The 22,139-nt window shown below is 69.2% G+C and carries 20 protein-coding genes; 7 read left to right on the forward strand and 13 right to left on the reverse strand.

The features are described from left to right. Positions 1-68: 68 nt before the first annotated feature. From lpxD to rpsB, 11 genes are all read right to left on the reverse strand, one after another. The gene (lpxD, locus tag CKO41_RS01155; RefSeq protein WP_200380997.1) at positions 69-1,100 is read right to left on the reverse strand and encodes a UDP-3-O-(3-hydroxymyristoyl)glucosamine N-acyltransferase; all 1,032 of its coding nucleotides are present in this window, start codon (positions 1,098-1,100) and stop codon (positions 69-71) included. A 23-nt stretch (positions 1,101-1,123) separates the two neighbouring features. Further along, positions 1,124-1,633, reverse strand: a complete 510-nt coding sequence (locus CKO41_RS01160) for an OmpH/Skp family outer membrane protein (protein WP_242463857.1) — start codon at positions 1,631-1,633, stop codon at positions 1,124-1,126. 17 nt (positions 1,634-1,650) lie between these two features. Further along, complete coding sequence (bamA, locus tag CKO41_RS01165; protein ID WP_200253512.1) at positions 1,651-3,978, reverse strand: outer membrane protein assembly factor BamA; 2,328 nt, start codon at positions 3,976-3,978, stop codon at positions 1,651-1,653. A gap of 178 nt (positions 3,979-4,156) precedes the next feature. Continuing rightward, positions 4,157-5,521 (reverse strand): RIP metalloprotease RseP, encoded by a 1,365-nt coding sequence (gene rseP, locus CKO41_RS01170; protein WP_200380999.1) that lies wholly within the window; start codon positions 5,519-5,521, stop codon positions 4,157-4,159. Between the two features lie 135 nt (positions 5,522-5,656). Continuing rightward, entirely contained in the window at positions 5,657-6,847 is a 1,191-nt protein-coding gene (gene ispC / locus CKO41_RS01175) for a 1-deoxy-D-xylulose-5-phosphate reductoisomerase (protein ID WP_200253514.1), read from the reverse strand. Beyond that, the gene (locus CKO41_RS01180; RefSeq protein WP_200253516.1) at positions 6,844-7,677 is read right to left on the reverse strand and encodes a phosphatidate cytidylyltransferase; all 834 of its coding nucleotides are present in this window, start codon (positions 7,675-7,677) and stop codon (positions 6,844-6,846) included. Before CKO41_RS01180 ends, ispC begins: the two co-directional genes overlap by 4 nt. 9 nt (positions 7,678-7,686) lie before the next feature. Next, entirely contained in the window at positions 7,687-8,439 is a 753-nt protein-coding gene (gene uppS, locus CKO41_RS01185; protein WP_338113792.1) for a polyprenyl diphosphate synthase, read from the reverse strand. 56 nt (positions 8,440-8,495) lie between these two features. After that, positions 8,496-9,053 (reverse strand): ribosome recycling factor, encoded by a 558-nt coding sequence (gene frr / locus CKO41_RS01190; RefSeq protein WP_200253518.1) that lies wholly within the window; start codon positions 9,051-9,053, stop codon positions 8,496-8,498. Positions 9,054-9,056: 3 nt separating this feature from the next. After that, on the reverse strand, positions 9,057-9,779 hold the full coding sequence (gene pyrH, locus CKO41_RS01195; protein ID WP_200253520.1) for a UMP kinase: 723 nt from the start codon (positions 9,777-9,779) through the stop codon (positions 9,057-9,059). 61 nt (positions 9,780-9,840) lie between these two features. Continuing rightward, positions 9,841-10,725, reverse strand: a complete 885-nt coding sequence (gene tsf, locus CKO41_RS01200; RefSeq protein WP_200253522.1) for a translation elongation factor Ts — start codon at positions 10,723-10,725, stop codon at positions 9,841-9,843. A gap of 60 nt (positions 10,726-10,785) precedes the next feature. Continuing rightward, positions 10,786-11,523, reverse strand: coding sequence for a 30S ribosomal protein S2 (gene rpsB, locus CKO41_RS01205; RefSeq protein WP_200253524.1), 738 nt, complete (start codon positions 11,521-11,523; stop codon positions 10,786-10,788). A 379-nt stretch (positions 11,524-11,902) separates the two neighbouring features. On the opposite strand from rpsB, the gene map reads away from it, so the two are divergent. The 4 genes from map to CKO41_RS01225 all read left to right on the forward strand — a co-directional run bounded on the left by map (position 11,903) and on the right by CKO41_RS01225 (position 16,430). Then, positions 11,903-12,679, forward strand: a complete 777-nt coding sequence (gene map, locus CKO41_RS01210) for a type I methionyl aminopeptidase (protein WP_200253526.1) — start codon at positions 11,903-11,905, stop codon at positions 12,677-12,679. Positions 12,680-12,780: 101 nt separating this feature from the next. Continuing rightward, entirely contained in the window at positions 12,781-15,405 is a 2,625-nt protein-coding gene (gene glnD / locus CKO41_RS01215) for a [protein-PII] uridylyltransferase (RefSeq protein ID WP_200253528.1), read from the forward strand. 137 nt (positions 15,406-15,542) lie between these two features. Beyond that, positions 15,543-16,019 (forward strand): hypothetical protein, encoded by a 477-nt coding sequence (locus tag CKO41_RS01220; RefSeq protein ID WP_200381000.1) that lies wholly within the window; start codon positions 15,543-15,545, stop codon positions 16,017-16,019. Between the two features lie 63 nt (positions 16,020-16,082). Then, a complete protein-coding gene (locus CKO41_RS01225) occupies positions 16,083-16,430 on the forward strand; it encodes a NifB/NifX family molybdenum-iron cluster-binding protein (RefSeq protein ID WP_200252085.1) in 348 nt (115 codons plus the stop codon). 24 nt (positions 16,431-16,454) lie between these two features. Here the strand turns inward: CKO41_RS01225 and CKO41_RS01230 are convergent, their stop codons facing one another. Continuing rightward, positions 16,455-17,084, reverse strand: a complete 630-nt coding sequence (locus tag CKO41_RS01230) for a carbonic anhydrase (RefSeq protein WP_200381001.1) — start codon at positions 17,082-17,084, stop codon at positions 16,455-16,457. A 217-nt stretch (positions 17,085-17,301) separates the two neighbouring features. Here CKO41_RS01230 and rlmKL point away from each other — a divergent pair, with 217 nt between their 5' ends. The 3 genes from rlmKL (at position 17,302) to rpmG (ending at position 20,055) form a co-directional block, all read left to right on the forward strand. Further along, entirely contained in the window at positions 17,302-19,458 is a 2,157-nt protein-coding gene (rlmKL, locus tag CKO41_RS01235; protein ID WP_200381003.1) for a bifunctional 23S rRNA (guanine(2069)-N(7))-methyltransferase RlmK/23S rRNA (guanine(2445)-N(2))-methyltransferase RlmL, read from the forward strand. 177 nt (positions 19,459-19,635) lie between these two features. Then, positions 19,636-19,872, forward strand: a complete 237-nt coding sequence (gene rpmB / locus CKO41_RS01240) for a 50S ribosomal protein L28 (protein ID WP_200252081.1) — start codon at positions 19,636-19,638, stop codon at positions 19,870-19,872. Positions 19,873-19,887: 15 nt separating this feature from the next. Next, positions 19,888-20,055 carry a 50S ribosomal protein L33 gene (gene rpmG, locus CKO41_RS01245; RefSeq protein ID WP_015279697.1) on the forward strand — a complete coding sequence of 56 codons (168 nt, stop codon included), beginning with the start codon at positions 19,888-19,890 and terminating at the stop codon, positions 20,053-20,055. Positions 20,056-20,202: 147 nt separating this feature from the next. Here the strand turns inward: rpmG and leuA are convergent, their stop codons facing one another. Then, positions 20,203-21,873 carry a 2-isopropylmalate synthase gene (leuA, locus tag CKO41_RS01250; protein ID WP_200381005.1) on the reverse strand — a complete coding sequence of 557 codons (1,671 nt, stop codon included), beginning with the start codon at positions 21,871-21,873 and terminating at the stop codon, positions 20,203-20,205. Between the last annotated feature and the right edge of the window lie 266 nt (positions 21,874-22,139).

Consider the following 22,139-nt stretch of genomic DNA (forward strand, 5'->3'; position numbering starts at 1 on the left):
TCCAAGCGGACGGAGCGAACGGTCAAACCGAGCGCCGCCACAGCCCCGGTCACGACCCTATCGTGTTGTTATTTGGCCTTTGATTCGTCTTCGACGTGCCTGAGCCGCCGCGCCAGCGCGTCGAGCTGCCGCAAGCGGGCGACGGCCCGTCGCCACTCGGCGTTCGGCATCGCCGGGATCCCGCTGCTGTAGACGCCGGGCTCCGGGAACGAGCGGGTCACCATCGCCATCCCGGTGAAGTGGACGTCATCGCCGATCTCCAGGTGCCCCGCCATCCCGACGGCCCCGGCGACCGTGCAGTTGCGCCCGATGCGGGTCGAACCCGAGATCCCGGAACAGGCCGCCATCGCCGTGTTCTCGCCGATCTCGCAGTTGTGCCCGATCTGGATGAGGTTGTCGATCTTGGCCCCGGCGGCGATGACGGTATCGCCGATGGCGCCGCGGTCGACCGTCGTGTTGGCGCCGATCTCGACGTCGTCGCCGAGCCGCACACGTCCAATCTGCGGGATCCGCACCCAGCGCTCCCCGTCCCTCGCGAAGCCGAACCCCTCGCGACCGATCACGCAGCCCGGGTGCAGCAGGACGCGGCAACCGACCTGCACGCCCTCGCAGAGGGTCACGCGCGCGACCAGACGGCTCTCGGCGCCGATCACGCAGCCGGCCCCGACGATGCAGCCCGGCCCGACGAAGACCCCCGGGCCGATCTCGGCCTCGGCCTCCACGACCGTGAGCGGACCGATCGAGGCGCTCGCGTCGATGTGCGCGGAATCGGCGACGACGGCCGATGGATGCACCCCGCCGACGACCGGCGGATACGGGTGCAGGCGCCGCGCCGCCCGGGCGAAGGCGAGATACGGATTGTCCGTGACCAATGCTGGGACGGGGCAGTGCTCGGCATCGCCCGCTGCCAGGATGACACCCCCCGCGCGGGTGCGTTCGAGGGTTGAACGATAGCGCCGATCACCGAGAAAAGACAAGCTGTCGGGCTCGGCCCGAGTTAGATCGGCAACCCGCGTCACGACGACGGCGCCGTCGCCGTGCAACTCCGCCCCGAGGTCGGCGGCGAGCGCCCCCAGGGTGATGGGCGAGCCTCTGGTCATCGGTGCAAGCGGGGTCGGGCCGGTCAGCGCGACTGGAAGCGCTGCTTCAGGCGCTCGATCACCTCGTCGGAGAGGTCGATCCGATCGCTCGAGTAGACGACGCCCTCGCTCAGGATCAGATCGATCCCCTTCTCCTTCGCCAACTCGATGACGGCCTCCTGGACCTGCTTCGCGAGCTTGGTGCGCAACTCGTTCTGGCGCAGCGCGAAGTCCTCCTGGAACTCGACCTGGGCGTACTTGAGGCGCCGCTGACGACTGCGGATATCGTTCTGCAGCCGCTGAACCTCGTCCTCGCTCATCAGCGGCCCGTCGCGCTCGAGCCGCTCCTGAAGCTTGGCGATCTCCTCCTGCTGCTCGCGCAACGCCCGTTCGCGCTCGGCGACCTCGCCCTGTAGGGCCTGGCCGGCGGCCGCGTACTGGGGCGACTCCTCGACGACGCGATTGGCATCGATGACGGCGATGCTGTAATCGGCCGCCGGCGCGACGGTCAGGGGCGCGGCAGCGAGCAGGAGGATGAGTGTGAGGAAACGCATCGCCATGGCCAGCGGCCCTAGAACGCCTGTCCGAAGTTGAACTGGAAGACCTGGGTGTCGTCGCCGTCCTCGTCGTTGAGCGGATAGCCGAGGCTCGCCGACAGGGCGCCGACCGGCGACATCCAGGTCACCGATAGACCCGTCGAGTAGCGGATGTCGCCCAGGTCGAAGCCGGTCGGGGACACCAGGTCCGAGTCGTCGGTTGTCCAGACGTTGCCGAAGTCAAAGAAGGCCCCCAAGCGCAGCGTCTTCTCGAACTGGCCGCCGACCGGCGGCGGCGCGAACAGCTCGATGCTACCGGTGAGTTTCAGATTGCCGCCGGTCGGATCGCGATCGCCCGAGGTCTCGCGCGGACCGAGCGACGACTCCTCCCAGCCCCGCACGCTCCGCGGACCGCCAGCATAGTAGTTGTCGAAGAAGGGCAGGCCATCGGTCGAGCCGTAGCCGTCACCGTAGCCGACCTCGCCGCGCAACGACAACACGAAGCGCCTCGTCAGCGGCACGAAGCGTCGGTCGCGATAGGTCAGCCGGTAGTACTCGAGGTCGCTGCCCGGGATCGAGACCTCGGCGACGAGCGACTGCGAGGCGCCCTTGGTGGGGAAGATCGCCTGATCGCGCGAATCGCGCGTGTAGCTGGCCGTCAGTACGAAGTCATGGAAGACGTCGCCGTTGTTCGCGACGAAGTCCTGGGCCAGCGCCGAGTCCTTGCTCGGGTTGAACTTGGTGTATTCGTAGCGGAACCCGAGCCCGGCCTTGCTGGTGTCCGTGATCGGCAGTCCAAAGCTCATCCCGGCGGTACCGACATCGGTCGTGTAATCGGCACCAGTCAGATCGTCGTAATCGATCTTGCGATAGGACAGCTCGAAGCCGCGGCTGATGCCATCGACGGTGAAGTAGGGGTTGGTATAGGCGAGCTGATAGAACTGGTCCGACCCGCTCGTATTGAACGCGAGCGACACCCGCTTGCCGGTACCGAGGAAATTATTCTGGGTGATACTGGTATTGAAGAGGATGCCTTGCGACTGCGAGTAGCCGATGCCGGCCATCAGGTTGCCCGAAGGTTTCTCGACGACCGTGACATCGACGTCGACCTGATCGGCCGAACCCGGTACCGCCGGGGTCTCGATCGAGACATCTTCGAAATAGCCGAGGCGCTGCAAGCGCTCCTGGGACTGGCGCACCAACTCGGCCGAGAACCAGGCGGTCTCGAGCTGACGCATCTCGCGGCGCAGGACCTGATCGCGGGTCTCGGTGTTGCCCTTCATGTTGACGCGCCGCACGTAGACCCGCCGCCCGGGGTCGACGAAGAAGGTCACCGCGACCGTCCGATCCTCGTCGTCGATCTCCGGGATCGTGTTGACGTTGGCGAAGGCGTAGCCCTCGTCGGCGAGCCGCTTGGAGATCCGCTCCGCGCTCTCGGCCGTCGCCGAGCGCGAGAAGGTCTCGCCGCGACGCAGTTGGATCAGCGGAAAGAGTTGCTCGGTCGGCACCGTCGCCTCGCCAGCGAGGCGGATGTCGCCGATCTCGTAGCGGCCACCCTCATCGATCGCGACCGTGACATAGATGTCCTTCTTGTCAGGACTGATCGACACCTGGGTCGACTTGATCTCGAAGCGGATGAAACCGCGATCGAGGTAGAAGCTGCGTAGCGCCTCGAGGTCGCCGGCGAGCTTCTGCTTCGAATACTGGTCGTTCTTCGAGTAGAAGGAGTGCCAACGGCGGCCGCCGAGCTTGAACTCGCCGAGCAACTCCTTCTCGCTGAAGGAGGCGTTGCCGATCAGGTTGATCTGTTTGATCCGCGAGGTGGCGCCCTCGGCGATCTCGATGCGCACCGCGACCCGATTGCGCTCCAGCGGCGACACGGTCGAGCGGATCTCCACGCCGTACTTGCCACGGGCGAAGTACTGGCGCTTGAGCTCCAGTTCGATGCGATCGAGCAATGAGGGGTTGAACACCCGCCCCTCGGCAAGACCGATATCCCCCAGCCCCTTCTTCAGGTCGTCGGTCTTGATGTCCTTGTTGCCCGAGATGTCGATCTCGGCGATCGCAGGGCGCTCCTCGAGCCAGATGACGAGGACCGAGCCATCGCGCTCGACCCGCACGTCGTCGAAGAAGCCGGTGCCATAGAGGGAGCGGATGACATTGGCGGTGACACTGTCGCTGACGGTGTCGCCGATCGCGACCGGCATGGAGTTGAAGACGGTACCGGGCGAGATGCGCTGGAGCCCCTCGAGGCGGATGTCGGAGATCGTGAACTGCGCCGCCGGCAGGGCCTGACTGAACAGCAGCGCGGCGATCAGGCCGATCCATCGACGAGGCGCTCCGCCCTTGACCGAGATGCTCATCCGCAAACCCTACCCGATGTCGAAGAAAGATGCCGGCGCCGCGGCGCACTCCGCGCCCGGACGAGTGGCCACCTCGTCGGCGCCCCCGAGTGGGGATGCGGCGCACGCCCGCGCGACCTCAGGGCCGCCCGAGGGGCGGCCCCCCGAGGTCCGCGCCAGTATAAGGGAAAGCGCTGAACTAGCCCAGCAACCGGGAGATGTCGACGTAGAAGGCGAACGTGATCAGCATCGCGAGGACCACCATCCCGAGGCGCTGCCCCTGGATCTGGGCCTGCTCGGAGAGCGGACTGCCCTTGATCCACTCGATGAAGTAGTAGAGGAGGTGCCCCCCATCGAGGATCGGGATCGGAAACAGGTTCAAGACCGCCAGGCTGATGCTGACGGCGGCGAGGAACTTCACGAACGGCAGCAAACCGTAGCTGGCCGTCTTGCCAGCCGTCTCGGCAATCGCGATCGGACCGCTGAGATTGTCGATCGAGGCGTCGCCGGCGAACATGCGCCCGACCATCCGCAGCATCAGCACCGTCATGTCGGCGGTCTTGGCCAGGGCCGCGCCGACGGCGTCGACCGGACCGAGCTGCACCTCGGCCAGGTAGCGCTCGCCCGGCCCCTCGGGCAGCGCCACCGCGACCCCGATCCGCCCGATGCGCTCCTCGCCCTCGGTCACGACATCCGGCGTGATCGTCACGCGCAGGGTCTCGCCATCGCGCACGAGTTCAGTCGGGATCGGGGTTCCCGGGTGGGCGCGAACCAGCGCGACCCATTCTCCCCACGAGCCGATCGCCGTGCCGTCGGCGGCGACGATGCGATCGCCGGGCCGGATCCCAACCCGCTCGGCCGCACCGTCCTCGAGGACCTCGCCGACGACCGGATCGAGGGTCGGGCGCGCCGGTGCCAGGCCGATGTTGGCGAGGATCGCCGGGCTGTCGGTCAGCCCCTCGAGGGCGTCGCCGGCGAGCCAGCGCACGACCTCGCCGCCCGATTCCTCGCGTACCCGCACGGCGACATCCTGCCCGCCGAGGCCCTCGACGAGCAACGCGAAGACCGCCGACTCCCAGGTCGGCGTCGCTCGATCCTCGATCCGCAGGAGCTCGTCGCCCCGCGCGAAGCCCGCGGTCTCGGCGACCGACGCCGGAGCCACCTCGCCGATCAGGGGGCGGTTCCCGACATCGCCGACGACGAGGATGCCCCAGTAGAGGGCGACTGCCAGCAGGAAGTTGCAGAGCGGGCCGGCCGCGACGATGGCTGCCCGCTTCCAGACGACCTGGCGATTGAAGGCGCGATGCAGTTCCGCCTCGGGGACCTCGCCTTCGCGCTCGTCGAGCATCTGGACATAGCCGCCGAGCGGCAGGCTCGCGACGACAAACTCGGTACCGTCGCGTCGATCCGTCCAGCGCAGCAAGGGCTTGCCGAAGCCGAGCGAGAAGCGCAGGACCCGCACGCCGAGCCTGCGGGCGACCCAGAAGTGCCCGAACTCGTGCACCGCGATCAGGATCACCAAGGCGACCAGGAAGGAACCGATAGTGAAGAGCAGATCGGACATATCGTCACCGTGACAGTGGCAGGGGCAAGCGTTCGGCGAGCCACACCCCGGGCGCACCGACGGGGTGGACCAGCGGGTCGGGCCAGCGGCGCGCGGTGCCGACGCCCCCGGGCGGCGCCCCTCAGGCGGCGCCCCTCAGACGGCCTGGGCTTGGACCTGGCGGTCGGCGACGGCCCGCGCCTCGCGATCGACCTCGAGCAGCAGTTCGACGCCCTGCCCCTCGCCGATCGCCACGCTCGGCCTCGCCGCCAACGTCTCGCCGACGACCCGGGCGATGTCGGTGAAGCCGATGCGCCGCTCCAGGAAGGCGGCGACGGCGACCTCATTGGCCGCGTTCAAGACCGCCGGCGCCGTGCCACCGGCCGCGGCCGCCTCGTAGGCGAGCCGCAGGCAGGGGAAGCGCACCAGGTCCGGCGGCTGGAAATCGAGCCGCGCCACGGCGAAGAGATCGAGCGGCATCACCCCGGAGGCCATCCGCTGCGGCCAGGCCAGGGCGTGAGCGATCGGCGTGCGCATGTCCGGATTTCCCAGTTGGGCGAGCACCGAGCCGTCGACGTACTGGACCAGCGAATGGATCACGCTCTGCGGATGCACGACGACCTGGATGCGCTCCGGCGAGGTGCCGAAGAGCCAGCAGGCCTCGATCAGCTCCAGGCCCTTGTTCATCATGGTCGCCGAGTCGACCGAGATCTTGCGCCCCATCGACCAATTCGGATGGGCACAGGCCTGCTCCGGCGTCACCCCCGCAAGCGTACCCGGATCGGCATCGCGGAACGGCCCGCCGGAGGCCGTCAGCAGGATGCGCTCGACGCCGACGGCCGCGAGCCCCTCGCCATAGTTCGGCGGCAGGCATTGAAAAATCGCGTTGTGCTCGCTGTCGATCGGCAACAGCAGGGCGCCATGATCGGCGACGGCCCGCATCAGCAGGGCACCGGCGACGACCAGGGCCTCCTTGTTCGCGAGTAGGACCCGCTTGCCGGCGCGCGCCGCAGCCAACGTCGGCAGCATGCCAGCGGCGCCGACGACGGCCGCCATGACGACCCCGACCTCGGGCAGCGCGGCGACCTGCTCCAGCGCCGCGGCGCCACTGAGCACCTCGGGCGGTCCCTTCATGTCGGCCAGCAACTCACGCAATTGGGCAGCCGCCTGCGGATCGGCCATGACCGCATAGGCCGGGCGCACGCGCCGGCACTGCTGGGCCAGCCCCTGCGCATCGCGGTTGGCCGTCAGTGCGACGACGCGAAACCGCTCGGGGTGGCGCGCGACCACATCCAGGGTGCTGACGCCGATCGAGCCCGTGGAGCCGAGTACCGTGATCCCAATCAATTGCCTATCCCCAGCAAGATCAGGCCGAGCGCGAAGCAGGGCGCGGCGGCCGTTAGACTATCGATGCGATCGAGGATACCACCATGCCCGGGCAACAGCCGCCCCGAATCCTTCAGACCGCGGCGCCGCTTGAGGAGGCTCTCGTAGAGGTCCCCGACGATCGACATGGCCACGCTGACCACGCAGACCGCCAGCGCGAGCAAGGCCTGATCCCAGCGCAGCCCAAGGCCCCAGACCAGCAGCAGCCCCCAGAGCAGCCCGCCGAGCAGGGCGCCGTAGGCACCCGCCCAGGTCTTGCCGGGGCTGAGCACGGGCGCGAGCTTCGCCCGCCCCCAGCGCCGACCGCTGAAGTAGGCCGCCGAGTCGGCGATCCAGATCAGCACCAGCAGGAACAGCACGAGCAGCGGCCCGTTGCCCTCGACGGCGTGGAGATGGACCAGCGCGAGCCAGGGACCGAGCAGGACCAGGGCACCGGCCGCCGCGAGGCGCCAAGCGACGCCGCGCTGCGCCTCGACGACCCGAATCGTCGATAGGGTCAGCGCCACCCACCACCACCAGAGCGATAAGCCGGCCAGGATCCAGGGGCTCCAGCCGCCCGACGGAGCCAGCCACAGCAGGCACATGCCGGTGGCGAGCGGGATCAGATAGGCGACTCGGCCACGCAGGCTCGCGAGCCCGGCGAGCGCCGCCCACTCCCAGGCCCCGAACAGCACGACGACGGCGAGGCAGAGCGCGAAGAGCGGGGTCGGCAGCCACAGGACCACGGCGACCGTGAGCGGGATCAGCAGCGCCGCGGTGGCCGCGCGCTGGCGCAGAGCGGTACCAACCATCAGCAAGACTCAGCCCCCTGCCCGTGCGGACATGGCCACGACCTGTTCGCCGGTCAGCCCGAAGCGACGCTGGCGCGCCGCATAGTCGGCCAGCGCGAGGCCGAAGGCGTCCTCGTCGAATTCCGGCCACAGGAGGTCGGTGAAGTAGAGCTCGGCATAGGCCGACTGCCACAGGAGAAAATTGCTCATACGCTTCTCGCCGCCGGTGCGCACGAAGAGGTCGGGGTCCGGCAGGTCGGCGCCGGCCAGGCGTGCCGCCAGCGCAGTCTCGTCGATCGCCGTCGGCGCCAGCCGTCCGGCCGCGCAATCGGCGGCGAGACGCTGGGCCGCCTGGGCGATGTCCCAGCGACCACCATAGTTGGCCGCGACCTGGAGTTGCAGGGCGTCGTTGCCGGCCGTGAGGGCCTCGGCCTCCGCCATGTGGCGCCGCAGGGTATCGGGGAACGCGCCGCGCTCCCCGATGATCCGCAGGCGCACGCCGTTCTCGTGCAGTTGGCGCACCTCCCCGCGAAGCGTGTGCAGAAACAGCTGCATCAGCAGGTCCACCTCGGCGCGCGGGCGCCGCCAGTTCTCGCTGCTGAAGGCGAACAGGGTCAGGGCCTCGATGCGCCGGCGCAGGCACTCCTCGACGATCACGCGCACCGTCTTCACGCCGGCACGGTGCCCGGCCGTGCGCGGCAGGCGCCGCTGCCGCGCCCAGCGGCCGTTGCCGTCCATGACGATGGCCACGTGCCGAGGCACGACCCCGGCCGGCGCGCCCACCAGGGGATCCGAACGAGGATCGACCACGATCGATGCAAAACTCGGGAACACGCGCGTCAGATCGACAGCAGATCCGTCTCCTTCTCCGCCAGGACCCCGTCGATCTCCTTGACGTACTGGTCGGTCAGTTTCTGGATCAGTTCCTCGCCGCGCCGCTCGTCATCCTCGGAGATCATCTTTTCCTTGACCATCTCCTTGAGCTCGTTGTTGGCGTCGCGCCGTACGTTACGCACTGCGACCCGGGCCTGTTCGGCCTCGTGCCGGGCGACCCGAATCAGATCGCGACGCCGCTCCTCGGTCAGCGCCGGCATCGGGACGCGGATCACGGTGCCGGCCGTGTTCGGATTGAGCCCGAGGTCGGACTGCATGATGGCCTTCTCGACCGCCTGGACCATGTTGCGCTCCCAGGGCGTCACCGCGAGCGTGCGGGCGTCCTCGGCGGTAACGTTGGCCACCTGCTTGATCGGAACCTCGGAGCCGTAGTACGACACCATGATGTGGTCGAGCAGGGCGGGATGGGCCCGTCCGGTGCGGATCTTCGCCAGTTCGTGGCGCAGCGCCTCGACGCTCTTGGCCATGCGGCCGGCGGCATCTTTCTTGACATCATCGATCATTGTTCAGTCCCCACTCTCTACCAGCGACCCGACGTCCTCGCCGGAGATGAGGCGCATCAGTGCCCCCGGCACGTTGATGTTCAGCACCCGCAACGGCAGGCCGTTGTCGCGGCACAGGACGATGGCGGTCGCATCCATGACACGCAGGTCCTCGCGCAGGGCCTGGCTGTAGGTCAGACGACGATAGAAGACGGCCTGCGGATCCTTGACCGGATCCGCCGAATAGACGCCGTCGACCTTGGTCGCCTTGACCAGGAGGTCGGCGCCGATCTCGATCGCCCGCAGGCTGGCCGCCGAGTCCGTCGTGAAGAACGGGCTGCCGGTGCCGGCCGCGAAGATGGTCACCCGCCCCTTCTCGAGGTGGCGTATCGCGCGCCGCCGGATGTAGTCCTCGCAGACCTGGTTGATCCGCAGCGCCGACATCACGCGCGTCGGCACCCCGAGACGTTCGAGGGTATCCTGCATCGCCAGGGCGTTCATGACGGTGGCGAGCATGCCCATGTGGTCGGCCGAGACCCGATCCATGCCGGCCTGCGCGAGGCCAGCACCGCGGAAGATGTTGCCACCGCCGATCACGAGCGCGACCTGCAGACCCGTGGCCACCAGCTCGCGCACCTCCCCGGCCAGCCGGGCGACGACGCTGGGGTCGATGCCGTAGTCCTGATCGCCCAGCAGGGCCTCGCCGCTGAGCTTCAGGAGTATCCGCCGGTAGGGCGCAGTCGCCACGTTCGTCTCTCCTTGGGTTAGCGCGCGCCGCCCCGCGCGGGGCGGCGCCCCGAAGCCGTCGTCAGGCGCCGCGCACCTGGGCCATGACCTCGTCGGCGAAGTTCTCCTGGCGCTTCTCGACACCCTCGCCGACCTCCAGGCGCACGAAACGCGCGACCTTGGCGCCGGCCTGGTTCAGGCGCTGCTCCACCGACAGGTCAGGGTCCTTGACGAAGGGCTGCCCGAGCAGGGTGATCTCCTCGAGGTATTTGCGCACCCGGCCCTCGACGATCTTGTCGACGATCTTCTCCGGCTTGCCCTCTTCCAGGGCCTGGGCACGGAAGATCTCGCGTTCCTTGGCGAGCGCATCGCCGTCGACCTGGTCGGCGCTCACGCAGAGCGGACGGCTCGCGGCGATGTGCATCGCGATGTCCTTGCCGACCTCGGCGTCGCCCCCCTCGACATCGACGAGGACACCGATGCGCACGCCGTGGCGGTAGCTGTGGATCTGACCCTGCGCCCCGTCCAGGCGCACGACGCGGCGCACCTGGATATTCTCCCCGATCTTGGCGATCAGCGCCTCGCGCGCCTCGGCGAGGGTCTGCCCGGCGCCGGCCATGGGCAGGGCCATCAGGGCCTCGACATCCTCGACGTCGCTGGCCAGGGCCTGCGCGACGACGGCCTCGGCGAACTCGCCGAAGCCGGCGTCCTTGGCGACGAAATCGGTCTCGCAGTTGACCTCGACCAAGACCCCGCGCCGCCCGTCGTCGCTGACGGCGAGCATGATGGCACCCTCGGCGGCGACCCGCCCAGCCTTCTTCGCGGCCTTGGCCTGCCCGGTCTTGCGCATCAACTCGATGGCGGCCTCGATGTCACCACCGGTCTCGGTTAGCGCCTTCTTGCATTCCATCATTCCCGAGCCGGTGCGCTCGCGAAGCTCTTTCACCTGTGCGGCTGAAATAGCCATGAATTCTGCTCCTTGTCGGAAAGGTTGGCACGCCGGCGAGCGCCGGCGCCACCTGAAGATCTAGCCGGCGGCTGGCGCCTCCTCGAGAGCCTCGCCGCCCGAGGCGATCGCCGCACTGGTCGCGCGCCCGTCGAGGATGGCGTCGGCCATCCCCTGGATGTAGAGGCGCACCGCGCGGATCGCGTCGTCGTTGCCGGGGATGACGTAGTCGATCTTACCCGGGTCGTTGTTCGTGTCGACGACGCCGACGACCGGGATGCCGAGCTTGTTCGCCTCGGTCACGGCGATCTTCTCGTAACCGACATCGATGACGAACAGGGCATCGGGCAGGTGATCCATGTCCTTGATGCCGCCGAGGCTGCGCTCGAGCTTGTCGCGCTCGCGGCTCAGGTCGAGGGCCTCCTTCTTGTTGAAACGCTCGATGCTGCCGTCCTCGAACATCGCCTCGAGGTCCTTCAGCCGCTTGATGGACTGGCGAATCGTCTTGAAATTCGTCAGCATCCCGCCGAGCCAACGGTGATCGACATAGGGCATGCCACAGCGCCGGGCCTCTTCGCGCACGGCCTCGCGCGCCGCCCGCTTGGTGCCGACGAAGAGCACCTTGCCGCCGTTGGCGACGAGGGTACCCAGGTAGTTCGCGGCCTCGCGATAGAGCGGCAGCGTCTTCTCGAGGTTGATGATGTGAATCTTGTTGCGGTGGCCGAAGATGAACGCGGCCATCTTCGGGTTCCAGTAGCGGGTCTGATGGCCGAAATGGACACCAGCCTCCAGCATCTGCCGCATCGTAATCTCAGTCACGGAATGATTCCTCGTTGGGGTTGGGCCTCCACGCGCCCCAGACAGCGACCCCTCGCGGGGCACCCGGCTCTCTGTGACGGCGCGTGTGCGGACTTGGATCGTGCCGGCGCTTGACATCGAGCGCCCGGACACCAGCTAAAAATAAAGCGAAAAACACGCGTTTTTCGCTTCGGGTCTGCGAGACTCGGCGCCACCGCCACCCGCCTGGAAGATCGACGGGATGCCACGAATCGGACCCGCGGCATTCCCACCACCCGATCGGCCGGGTTTGCGGCAACGCGCCGCGTTTTATACCATACCGGGTTCCGACCGAGCAATTCTCTTCAGGTTTCAACGAGGTTCAAACCCCACTGTGGATGCCGTCACAAGAGCCGGGAGCGTGCCGATCAAGACCCCCGACGAGGTCGCCAAGATGCGCGTCGCCGGACGCCTGGCCGCCGATGTGCTGGACATGATCGGCGAGCACGTCCGCCCCGGGATCACGACCGGCGAACTCGACCGCCTCTGCCACGAGTACATCACGCAGGTCCAAGGGGCCGTGCCGGCGCCGCTGAACTACCGCGGCTTCCCCCGCTCGATCTGCACGTCGGTCAACCACCAGGTCTGTCACGGCATCCCGGGCGAAAAGGTCCTGAAGAAGGGCGACATCCTCAATATCGACGTCACCGTCATCAAGGACGGCTACCATGGCGACACCAGCATGATGTTCGCCGTCGGGGAGCCCTCGATCCAGGCCCGCCGGCTCATGCAGGTGACCCTCGAAGCGATGCGCGTCGGCATCGCGCAGGTCAGACCGGGCGCGACCCTCGGCGACATCGGCCACGCGATCCAGCGCTTCGTCGAGGCGCAGCGCTTCTCGGTCGTGCGCGAATACTGCGGGCACGGCATCGGCCGCGAGTTCCACGAGGACCCGCAGATCCTCCACTACGGCAAGCCCGGCACCGGGCTGACCCTGGAGCCGGGCATGTGCTTCACGATCGAGCCGATGGTCAACGCCGGGAAGCGCTTCATCAAGCAGTTGCCAGACGGCTGGACGGTCGTGACCAAGGACCGCAGCCTGTCGGCCCAATGGGAGCACACGGTGCTCGTGACCCCCGATGGGCATGAAGTCCTGACCCTGCGTGCCGAGGAGCGCGACGCGCCCCGTCCCGGTTGACCCGGGCGGGACGGACTCGCGCAGCGGCCAGGGACGACACCCCTCGCGCACGCCGGTCTCGCCGCGTCGCGCCCCGTGTTCCCCAGTGCCCCGAGGCGCCCATGTCGTCAGCCAACCCAGTCCATCACCTCTCGCCGATCATCGGGCGCTATCGCGAGCGTCTGCGCACCGGGGCCGCCGCCCTCTTCGAGCGGTTCGATCACGGGATCCCGGTCACGGAGTTGGTCGAGGACCACAGTCGCCTGATCGACCGGATCCTCTGCGAACTCTGGGAGCAGATCGTCCCCGCCGGCGCGCCGGCCGCGCTGGTCGCGGTCGGCGGCTACGGGCGCCAGGAGCTGCACCCGGCCTCGGATGTCGACATCCTGGTCCTGGTCGACCCGCAAGCCGTCGCGCCGCTCGCCGGCCCGCTCGAGGAACTGATCACGCTGCTCTTCGACATCGGCCTGCAACCGGGACACAGCGTGCGCACGGTCGCCGAATGCGCGAGCATCGCCGCCAGCGACATCACCGTCATCACGAACCTGATCGAGTCGCGCCTGCTCACCGGCGAGGCGGAACTCTTCGAGGCGATGCGCCGGGCGATCGCACCCGAGCGGGTGTGGCCGAGCGACGCCTTCTTCTCGGCCAAACACCGCGAGCAGGAGGCGCGCTGGCACAAGTACGGCGACACCGCCTACAACCTCGAACCCAATATCAAGGAGAACCCCGGCGGCCTGCGCGACATCCAGATGATCGCCTGGGTCGCCAAGCGCCACTTCGCCGCCGAGACCCTGCACGATCTCGTCGATCACGGCTTCCTCACCGAGGACGAGCACCGCACCCTGGTCGAGGGCCAGGCCCACCTGTGGCGGATCCGCTTCGCGCTGCACCGCCTCACCGGCCGACGCGAGGACCGCCTGCTCTTCGACTACCAGCGCACGCTGGCGCAGCAGTTCCGCTACAGCGACGGGCCGAACAACCTCGCCGTCGAGCAGTTCATGCAGCGTTACTACCGCACCGTCATGGAGCTCAACCGGCTCAACGAGATGCTGCTCCAGCTCTTCGAGGAGGCGATCCTGCTGCGCGACCGGCTCGGCCCGCCGGTGCCGATCAACCGCCGCTTCCAGTGCCGTAGCGGCTATCTGGAGGTCACCGACGACGGCGTCTTCCGCCGCTCCCCGCGGGCCCTGCTCGAGGTCTTCCTGATCCTCCAGACCCACCCCGAGCTCCAGGGCGTGCGCGCCAGCACGATCCGCCTGATCCGCGAACACCGCCACCTGATCGACGACACCTTCCGCGCCGACCTGCGCGCCCGCAGCCTGTTCATGGAGATCCTGCGCCAACCGATCGGCATCAACCGCGCACTGCGCCGGATGAACCGCTACGGCGTCCTGGCCGCCTACATCCCGGCCTTCGCCAACATCGTCGGGCGGATGCAGTACGACCTGTTCCACGTCTACACCGTCGACGAGCACACCCTGTTCCTGCTGCGCAACCTGCGTCGCTACACGGTCCCGGAACTCACCGACGAGTTGCCGCTCTGCACCGCGATCGCCCAGAAGATCCCGAAGCTCGAACTCCTCTACCTCGCCGGCCTGTTCCACGACATCGCCAAGGGCCGCCAGGGCGACCACTCCCAACTCGGTGCCCGCGAGGCCCTGGAGTTCTCCCGCCTGCACGGCCTCAGCGACTTCGACGCCGGCCTCGTCGCCTGGCTCGTCGAGAAGCACCTGCTGATGTCGATCACGGTGCAGCGCAAGGACATCGGCGACCCCCAGGTCGTGCAGGCATTCGCCGCCGAGGTCGGCGACTCTACCCGCCTCGATTACCTCTATCTGCTGACCGTAGCCGACTCGCGCGCGACCAACCCGAAGCGCTGGAACAGCTGGCGCGACGCCCTGCTGCGCGAGCTCTACCACAACGCCCGGCGCGCCCTGCTGCGCGGCCTCGACAACCCCCAGGCGCAGGACGAGCTGATCGAGGGCAAGCGCTCCGAGGCCCTGCGCCTGCTCGGCCAAGACGACCAGGACAGGGCCGCCTGCCAGGCGCTCTGGCAGGGCTTCAACCGCGACTTCTTCCTGCACAACTCGCCCGACGAGATCGTCTGGCAGACCCGACTGGTCCTCGCCGCCGACCGCCAGGCCCTGCCGCTCGTGCGGATCCGCCCCCAGACGGCGCGCGGCGGCACCGAGATCTTCATCTACACCCGCGACAGCCAGGGCCTGTTCGCCCGCACGACGGCGATGCTCGACCAACTCGGGCTCAACATCATGGGCGCGCGCATCCTGACCAACGACGACAGCATGACGCTCAGCAGCTATCAGGTCCTCGATCAGGGTGGCACCCAGGTCGAGGACGAGGCACGCCTCGCCGAGATCCAGAACGCCCTCGAATCGGTCCTCGCCGACGCCGACCCGAGCCTCGAGGTCGCCCGGCGCATGCCGCGCCAGTACAAGCACTTCCCGATCGAGACCCGGGTCAGCTTCACGGCCGACGAGGCCAATCGGCGCACCGTGATGCGCCTGACGACCCTCGATCGACCGGGCCTCCTCGCCGCCGTCGGATCGGTCTTCGAGGCCTGCGGCATCCGCTTGAGCAACGCCAAGATCGCGACGATCGGCGCCGAGGTCGACGACATCTTCTTCATCACCTCGCCCGAGGGCACCCAGATCACCTGCGAAGAGGCCCTCGACTGCCTCCAGCAGGAGATCCACCGCCACCTCGAGCGGGTCCCGCGTCACTGACGACGGCGTCCCGGCCGGCAACGCCCCGGGCTCGGGAGGACCGGGCAATCCGTTGAATGGCTTGCGTGACCGACCGAAGATTCGCTATATAAGCGATCAGTGAACAACCGATAAGCCACCCCCCGGATCCGCCTTCGATGTCAGCCGCACACCCGAGCCGCCCGACCACCGCCCGGGTGGTCTGTACAACGCTCTGGGCACTGCTCGCGATGAGTCCGGGCCAAGCCGACGAGGCGCCGCCCTCGGCAGCGCAGGCCCAGGCGACGAGCGAAGGGGGATCGCCCTGGCTCGCGGAGGTCCGCGCCCAGCGACGCGCCTGGGAGGCGCAACGCCAGACGGCCGAGGAGGCGATCGACGCCCGACGGCGCTGGCAGGACCCCTGGGCCGCCGCCCAGCACGAGGCCCGCGAGCAGGCCTTCCAGCAGCGCCGCGAGGAGCGGCTCGAGCAGATCGACCGCGACCGCGAGCGCTTCCGCCGACAGGGACCCTGGTCCGCGACCCCGGCGCCGCCCTGGCCGGGCGACACCCCCAGCGACCCCGGGCACGCCGCCCCGCCGCCCCCGGATCATCGGCCACCGGGCTGGGACAACGGCTGGTACTATCGGGGATACTGAAGACGCGCCGCGGCCTCTCCGGCCCCGGCGCCGATCGCCCGCCCGTCCTAGAGGAGTGCGCGCATGCGCGTCGCCGTATCGAGCCAGAACTTCCGCACCGTCACCCCCCACGCCGGCAAGACCCGTCGCTTCCTGATCTTCGAGGTCGAGGGGGCCGACGCGCCACGCGAGGTCGAGCGGCTCGACCTGCCGCCGGGCATGGCGCTGCACGACTATCAGGGCACCGACCACCCGCTCTTCACGAGCGGCCTCGAGGCGATCGTCACCGGCAGCGCCGGGAGCGGCTTCGTGCAGCGCCTGGCCCGCGCGGGGGTCCGCGTCTACGCGACCAGCGAGAGCGACCCGCTGGCCGCGGTGCGCGCCCTCGCCGCCGGCGAGCCCCTGCCCCCGCCGACGCCGCACGCGCACTGAGCGCCGGGCCGCGCCCGCCAGCGGTTAGGCGGCGTCCGGCACGCCGTCGAAGAAGTCGACCACGCCGGTCTCGAGCGAATACTCGGCGCCGACCACGACGAGCCCATCGTCCTGGGTCATCTGCTCCAGCAGGGCCGAGCCGTGGCGCAAATGGTTGGCCGCGGCCAGGACGTTGGCCCGCACGGCCTGGTGGACGAGGGCCTCGGGATCGCCCTTCAACCCGGTCGCCAGCAGCGGCACGACGGCCGGGCTGATGCGCCCGACGATCGAGCGCAGATTCGGCGACTGATTCGGCGTCGGGCGCTGCACTTCATCGAGGGTCGCGAGGACGGCACCGCACTGCGAGTGGCCGAGGACGACGACCAGCCGCGTGCCGTAGCGCTCGGCGGCGAACTCGACGCTGCCCACCTGCGAGGGCGCGACGATGTTGCCGGCAACGCGGATGACGAACAGGTCGCCGAGCCCCTGGTCGAAGATGATCTCGGCCGGCACCCGCGAGTCCGAACAACCCAGCACGATCGCGAACGGCGCCTGACCGTCGGTCAGCGCACTGCGCCGCGCCGCGCTGGCCAGGGCCCCGCCGATCGGCTCGCCCGCCACATAGCGGGCGTTCCCCTCGCGCAGCCGCGCCAACGCCTCACGCGCCGAGATCATCGCGGAACCCCCGTGGGCCGACCGCTCCAGACGACCGGACCATTGACGGCACCCGGGGTATGCATTCCAGTAGCGATTACGATCAACACCTGGTCTCCTCATCGAAAGGGCGGAATCGGCAGCGGCCGCCAATCCTACACGGCCGCGGCCTCCGATGGCACCACCGCTCGCCCCCCTTTCAGGCTATCCTTAGCGCCCCAGCATCAAGTCCCCGCCCATGTCCGACCTCGCCTGCTTCGCCACCGCCCCGCGATACCTCGAGACCCTGCTCGCCGACGAGCTGCGCGCCCTCGGGCTCGCGACCGCGCGTGAGACCCGCGGTGGGGTCGCCTTTACGGCCACCCTCGCCGAGGCCTATCGGGTCTGCCTCTGGTCGCGGGTCGCCAACCGCGTCCTGGTGACGCTGACCCACTTCCCCGCGCCGACCCCGGAGGCCCTCTACGAAGGCGCCGCCGCCTTCCCCTGGGAAGAACACCTGACGCCGGAGCAGACCTTCGCCGTCCACCTGGACAGCGTCCAGTCGCAGATCGGCGACAGCCGCTACGGCGCGCTCAAGGTCAAGGACGCGATCGCCGACCGCTTCCGGCAGCGCTGCAGCCAGCGCCCCAGCGTGGCGCCGGAGCGCCCGGACATCCCGATCCACGTCCATCTCCACCGCGACGAGGCGACGCTGAGCCTGGACCTCGCCGGCGAGTCCCTGCACCGGCGCGGCTACCGCGAACAGGGGGCCGCGGCGCCGCTGAAGGAGAACCTGGCGGCGGCGATCCTGCTGCGCGCCGACTGGCCGGCGATCGCGGCGGCCGGCGGCGGCCTCGTCGACCCCCTGTGCGGTTCCGGCACCCTGCCGATCGAGGCCGCCCTGATCGCCGCCGACAGCGCCCCGGGGCTGCGGCGCCCCTACTGGGGCCTGCTCGGTTGGCGCCAGCACGACGCGCACGGCTGGCAGGCGCTCTTGGACGAGGCCTGGGAGCGACGCCGGGCCGGACTCGCCGGCCTCGGCCGCCTGCGCGGCTACGATCGGGACCCGGGCGCGATCCGCGCCGCGCTCGCCAATCTGGCGCGCGCCGGACTCGCCGGACGGGTCCACTTCGAGCGCCGCGAGCTCGCCGAGGTGGCACCGGGCCGCAACGGCGAAACAGGCCTGGTCGTCGCCAACCCGCCGTATGGCGAGCGCCTCGGCGAGGCGGCCGAGCTGCCGGCCCTCTACGCGCTGCTCGGCGCCAGGCTGCGCGAGGGCTTCGACGGCTGGCAGGCGGCGGTCCTGACCGGCAACCCCGACCTCGGCAAGACGATGGGCCTGCGCGCCCACCGCCACCACCGGCTGATGAACGGCCCGCTCGACTGCCGGCTGCTGCACTTCCGGGTCGGCCCCGAGGCCCATGTCTCCGACCGCCCGCGGCCACTGCCGGCCGCCGAGCGCGGCCCGGGCGCCGCGATGTTCGCCAACCGGCTCGCGAAGAACCTCAAGGCCCTGGCCAAGTGGCGTCGCCGCGAGCAGGTCGACTGCTTCCGCCTCTACGACGCCGACCTGCCCGAGTACGCACTCGCCGTCGACATCTACGAGGCCGAGCGGCGCTGGGTCCACGTCCAGGAATACGAGGCGCCCGCGACGATCGATCCGCGCGCGGCGCGCCGCCGCCTGCGCGAGGCGCTGGGGGTGCTGCCCGAGGTGCTGGCAGTGCCCGACGGGCAGGTCCTCTTCAAGGTCCGCCGCCAGCAGAAGGGCTCGAACCAGTACCAGCGCCTGGCGCAGCACGGGCGCTTCCTGACCGTCCAGGAGAACGGTCTGCGCTTCCTCGTGAACCTCGAGGACTACCTCGACACCGGCCTGTTCCTCGACCACCGCGACGTGCGCCGCCTGGTCGGCGAGCTCGCCGCCGGGCGCCGCGTCCTCAACCTGTTCGGCTACACGGGCACCGCGACCTGCTATGCCGCGCGCGGCGGGGCGCTCGCAACGACGACGGTGGACCTCTCCAACACCTACCTCGAATGGGCTGGCCGCAACCTGGCCCTGAACGACCTGAGCGGCCCGCGACACCGCCTGATCCAGGCCGATTGCCTGCAATGGCTCGCCACCCCCGAACCGGGCCCCGGCTACGACCTGATCTTCCTCGATCCGCCGAGCTTCTCGACCTCGAAGCGGATGCAGGAGACGCTCGACGTCCAGCGCGACCAGGTCGCGCTGATCCGCGCGGCCCTCGCCCGGCTCGCACCCGAGGGCATCCTGATCTTCTCGACCAACCGCCGCCGCTTCCGGCTCGACGCCGAGGCCCTCGCCGAGCTGCGCTGCACCGACATCACCGCCGCGACGTTGCCGCGCGACTTCGCGCGCAACCCGCGGATCCACCAGTGCTGGCGGATCGAGCGCCGCTGACCGCGGCGCGCGGCGAGGCGGCTCCGAGCGCTCGGACGAAGCCGGCCAGGGCGCAACCGCGCCAACGCGCATCGAGGTTGCGCCAACAGGATGAAGTCGCTAGAATTCGCGGTCTTTCAGCGCGAAAGAGAAACGATCGCTCGCGCCCGGCAACCGGAATCCGAAAGGGGACTCGTCATGTCGAAGGTTTGTCAAGTGACCGGCAAGCGCCCGCTCACCGGTTGTAACGTCTCGCACGCGCACAACAAGACCAAGCGCCGCTTCCTGCCCAACCTGCACAACAAGCGGTTCTGGGTCGCCAGCGAGGGCCGCTGGGTGCAACTGCGCGTCTCGTCGAAGGGCATGCGCATCATCGACAAGAAGGGCATCGAGCAGGTGCTCAGCGACCTGCGCGCCCAAGGCGTCAAGGTCTAACGCGGAGGAGCTACGATGGCCAAGGCAGCACGCGAGAAGATCCGCTTGATATCGAGCGCCGGGACCGGTCACTTCTATACGACGACCAAGAACAAGCGCAATCAGCCCGGCAAGATGGAGATCAAGAAGTTCGATCCCGTCGTCCGCCAGCACGTGATGTACAAGGAAGGCAAGATCAAGTAGCGGCGGACAGCTGGAGCCGAACGCGAGAAGGCCCGCCATTGGCGGGCCTTCGTCGTTCTATCAGCCGTCAGCTCAGCGTAACCGCCATTTTCGTTACCGGCAGCCGATTTTCGTTGTCGCCGGCTGACGGCCGACACCGGCGGCGCCCTAGGCGACCTTGGCCACTTCGCAGGCCGCGGCTACCCGGTTGATCGCCGAGAAGACCGCCTTGACCGAGGCGCTGACCGTGTCCTGGTCGATCGCCGCCCCGGCCACCCGCTGCCCGTCCACGTTGAGCAGCACATAGGCCGCGGCCTCGGCATCGGTCCCCTCGCCGATCGCCTGCTCGCGATAATCGACGACGCTCACGCGCTGACCGCTGTGGCGGGTCCAGGCGTCGATCAGGGCCGCGATCGCCCCATCGCCCTCGCCGTGCAGGGTACGCTCGATGCCGGCCTCGGCGATGCGCGCCTCGATCACATCGTGGCCGTTGCGCACCAGGCCGTAGCCGACCAACCGCACCGGTCCCTGGTCGACGACGAAGCGCTCGCGGAACAGGGCATGGATGCGCGCCGCGTTCACCTCGCCACCCCGCTCGCTCTCGGCCTGGACGAGCTGCGCCAGCTCGACCTGGAGCCAGCGCGGCAGCGACAGGCCGTACTCCCGTTCGAGCACGAAGGCCACGCCACCCTTGCCCGACTGGCTGTTGACGCGGATGACGGCCTCGTAGGTGCGGCCCAGGTCGCGCGGGTCGATCGGCAGGTAGGCGACCTGCCAGGAGGCGCCATGGCCCTGGCGCGCCAGGCACTTGCGAATCGCGTCCTGGTGGCTGCCGGAGAAGGCCGTGTAGACCAGCTCGCCGACCCAGGGGTGACGCGGGTGCAGCGCGATGCCGGTGCACTCGGTCGCGACCTGGATGATCTCGTCCGGACGCGACAGGTCGAGGCCCGGGTCGATCCCCTGGCTGTAGAGGTTCATCGCCAGGGTCACGATATCCATATTGCCGGTGCGCTCGCCGTTGCCGAGCAGGGTCCCCTCGACCCGGTCCGCCCCGGCCAACAGGGCCAGCTCGGCCGCCGCGACGGCCCCGCCGCGATCGTTGTGCGTGTGCACCGACAGGATCAGGCTGTCGCGCCGCGCGATGCGGGTGGCGAAGTACTCGACCTGATCGGCGAAGACGTTCGGGCTCGCGACCTCGACCGTCGCCGGCAGATTGATGATGCACGGCCGCTCCGGGGTCGGCTCCCAGACCGCCATCACCGCCTCGCAGATCTCGACCGCGTAGTCGGGCTCGGTCGCCGTGAAGCTCTCGGGCGAGTACTGGAAGGTCCAGTCGACGCCCGGATACTTGGCCGCCTCGCGACGCACCAACTCGGCCCCGCGGCAGGCCAGGGCCTTGACGCCATCACGGCCCTGACCGAAGACCCAATCGCGCTGCACCGGCGAGGTCGAGTTGTAGACGTGGACGATCGCGCGCGCGACGCCGCCCAGGGCCTCGAAGGTCCGCACGATCAGGTCCTCGCGGGCCTGGACCAGGACCTGCACGGTCACGTCCGCCGGGATCTGCTCGGCCTCGATCAACCAGCGCACGAAGTCGTAGTCGGGCTGACTCGCCGCCGGAAACCCGACCTCGATCTCCTTGATCCCGAGATCCACGAGCAGGGCCCACAGGCGACGCTTCTGCGCCACGCTCATCGGCTCGATGAGGGCCTGGTTGCCATCGCGCAGGTCGACGCTCGCCCAGCGCGGGGCGCGCTCGACGACGCGGTCGGGCCATTGCCGATGCGGCAACCGGACCACCGGGCCGGGACGGTACTTCCGATGGTCGAAGCTGGTCATGGATCTCTCCTGTCGGTCCGCTTGGGTCGCCCCTCGCCCGACGAGGCGGGGGCGCACATCATCTCTGTTCCACCCGCCGGGGTCACAGGCCGGGCGGGGAGTCCCTGCCCGACCGCGATCACCCGCCGCACGGCCTGATTGCGGTCTTGCCCTCGTGGGGCCTCGACCACGCTGGATCCTCGTGGGATCGTGCGCATTGGGCACCCGCCTCGTGAGCGACCGCCCGGGGCGTCGCGCTGGTCGGCGCGACGGGGAACAGATTACGT

Source organism: Thiococcus pfennigii, assembly GCF_016583835.1.
GTDB classification, from domain to species: domain Bacteria; phylum Pseudomonadota; class Gammaproteobacteria; order Chromatiales; family Chromatiaceae; genus Thiococcus; species Thiococcus pfennigii.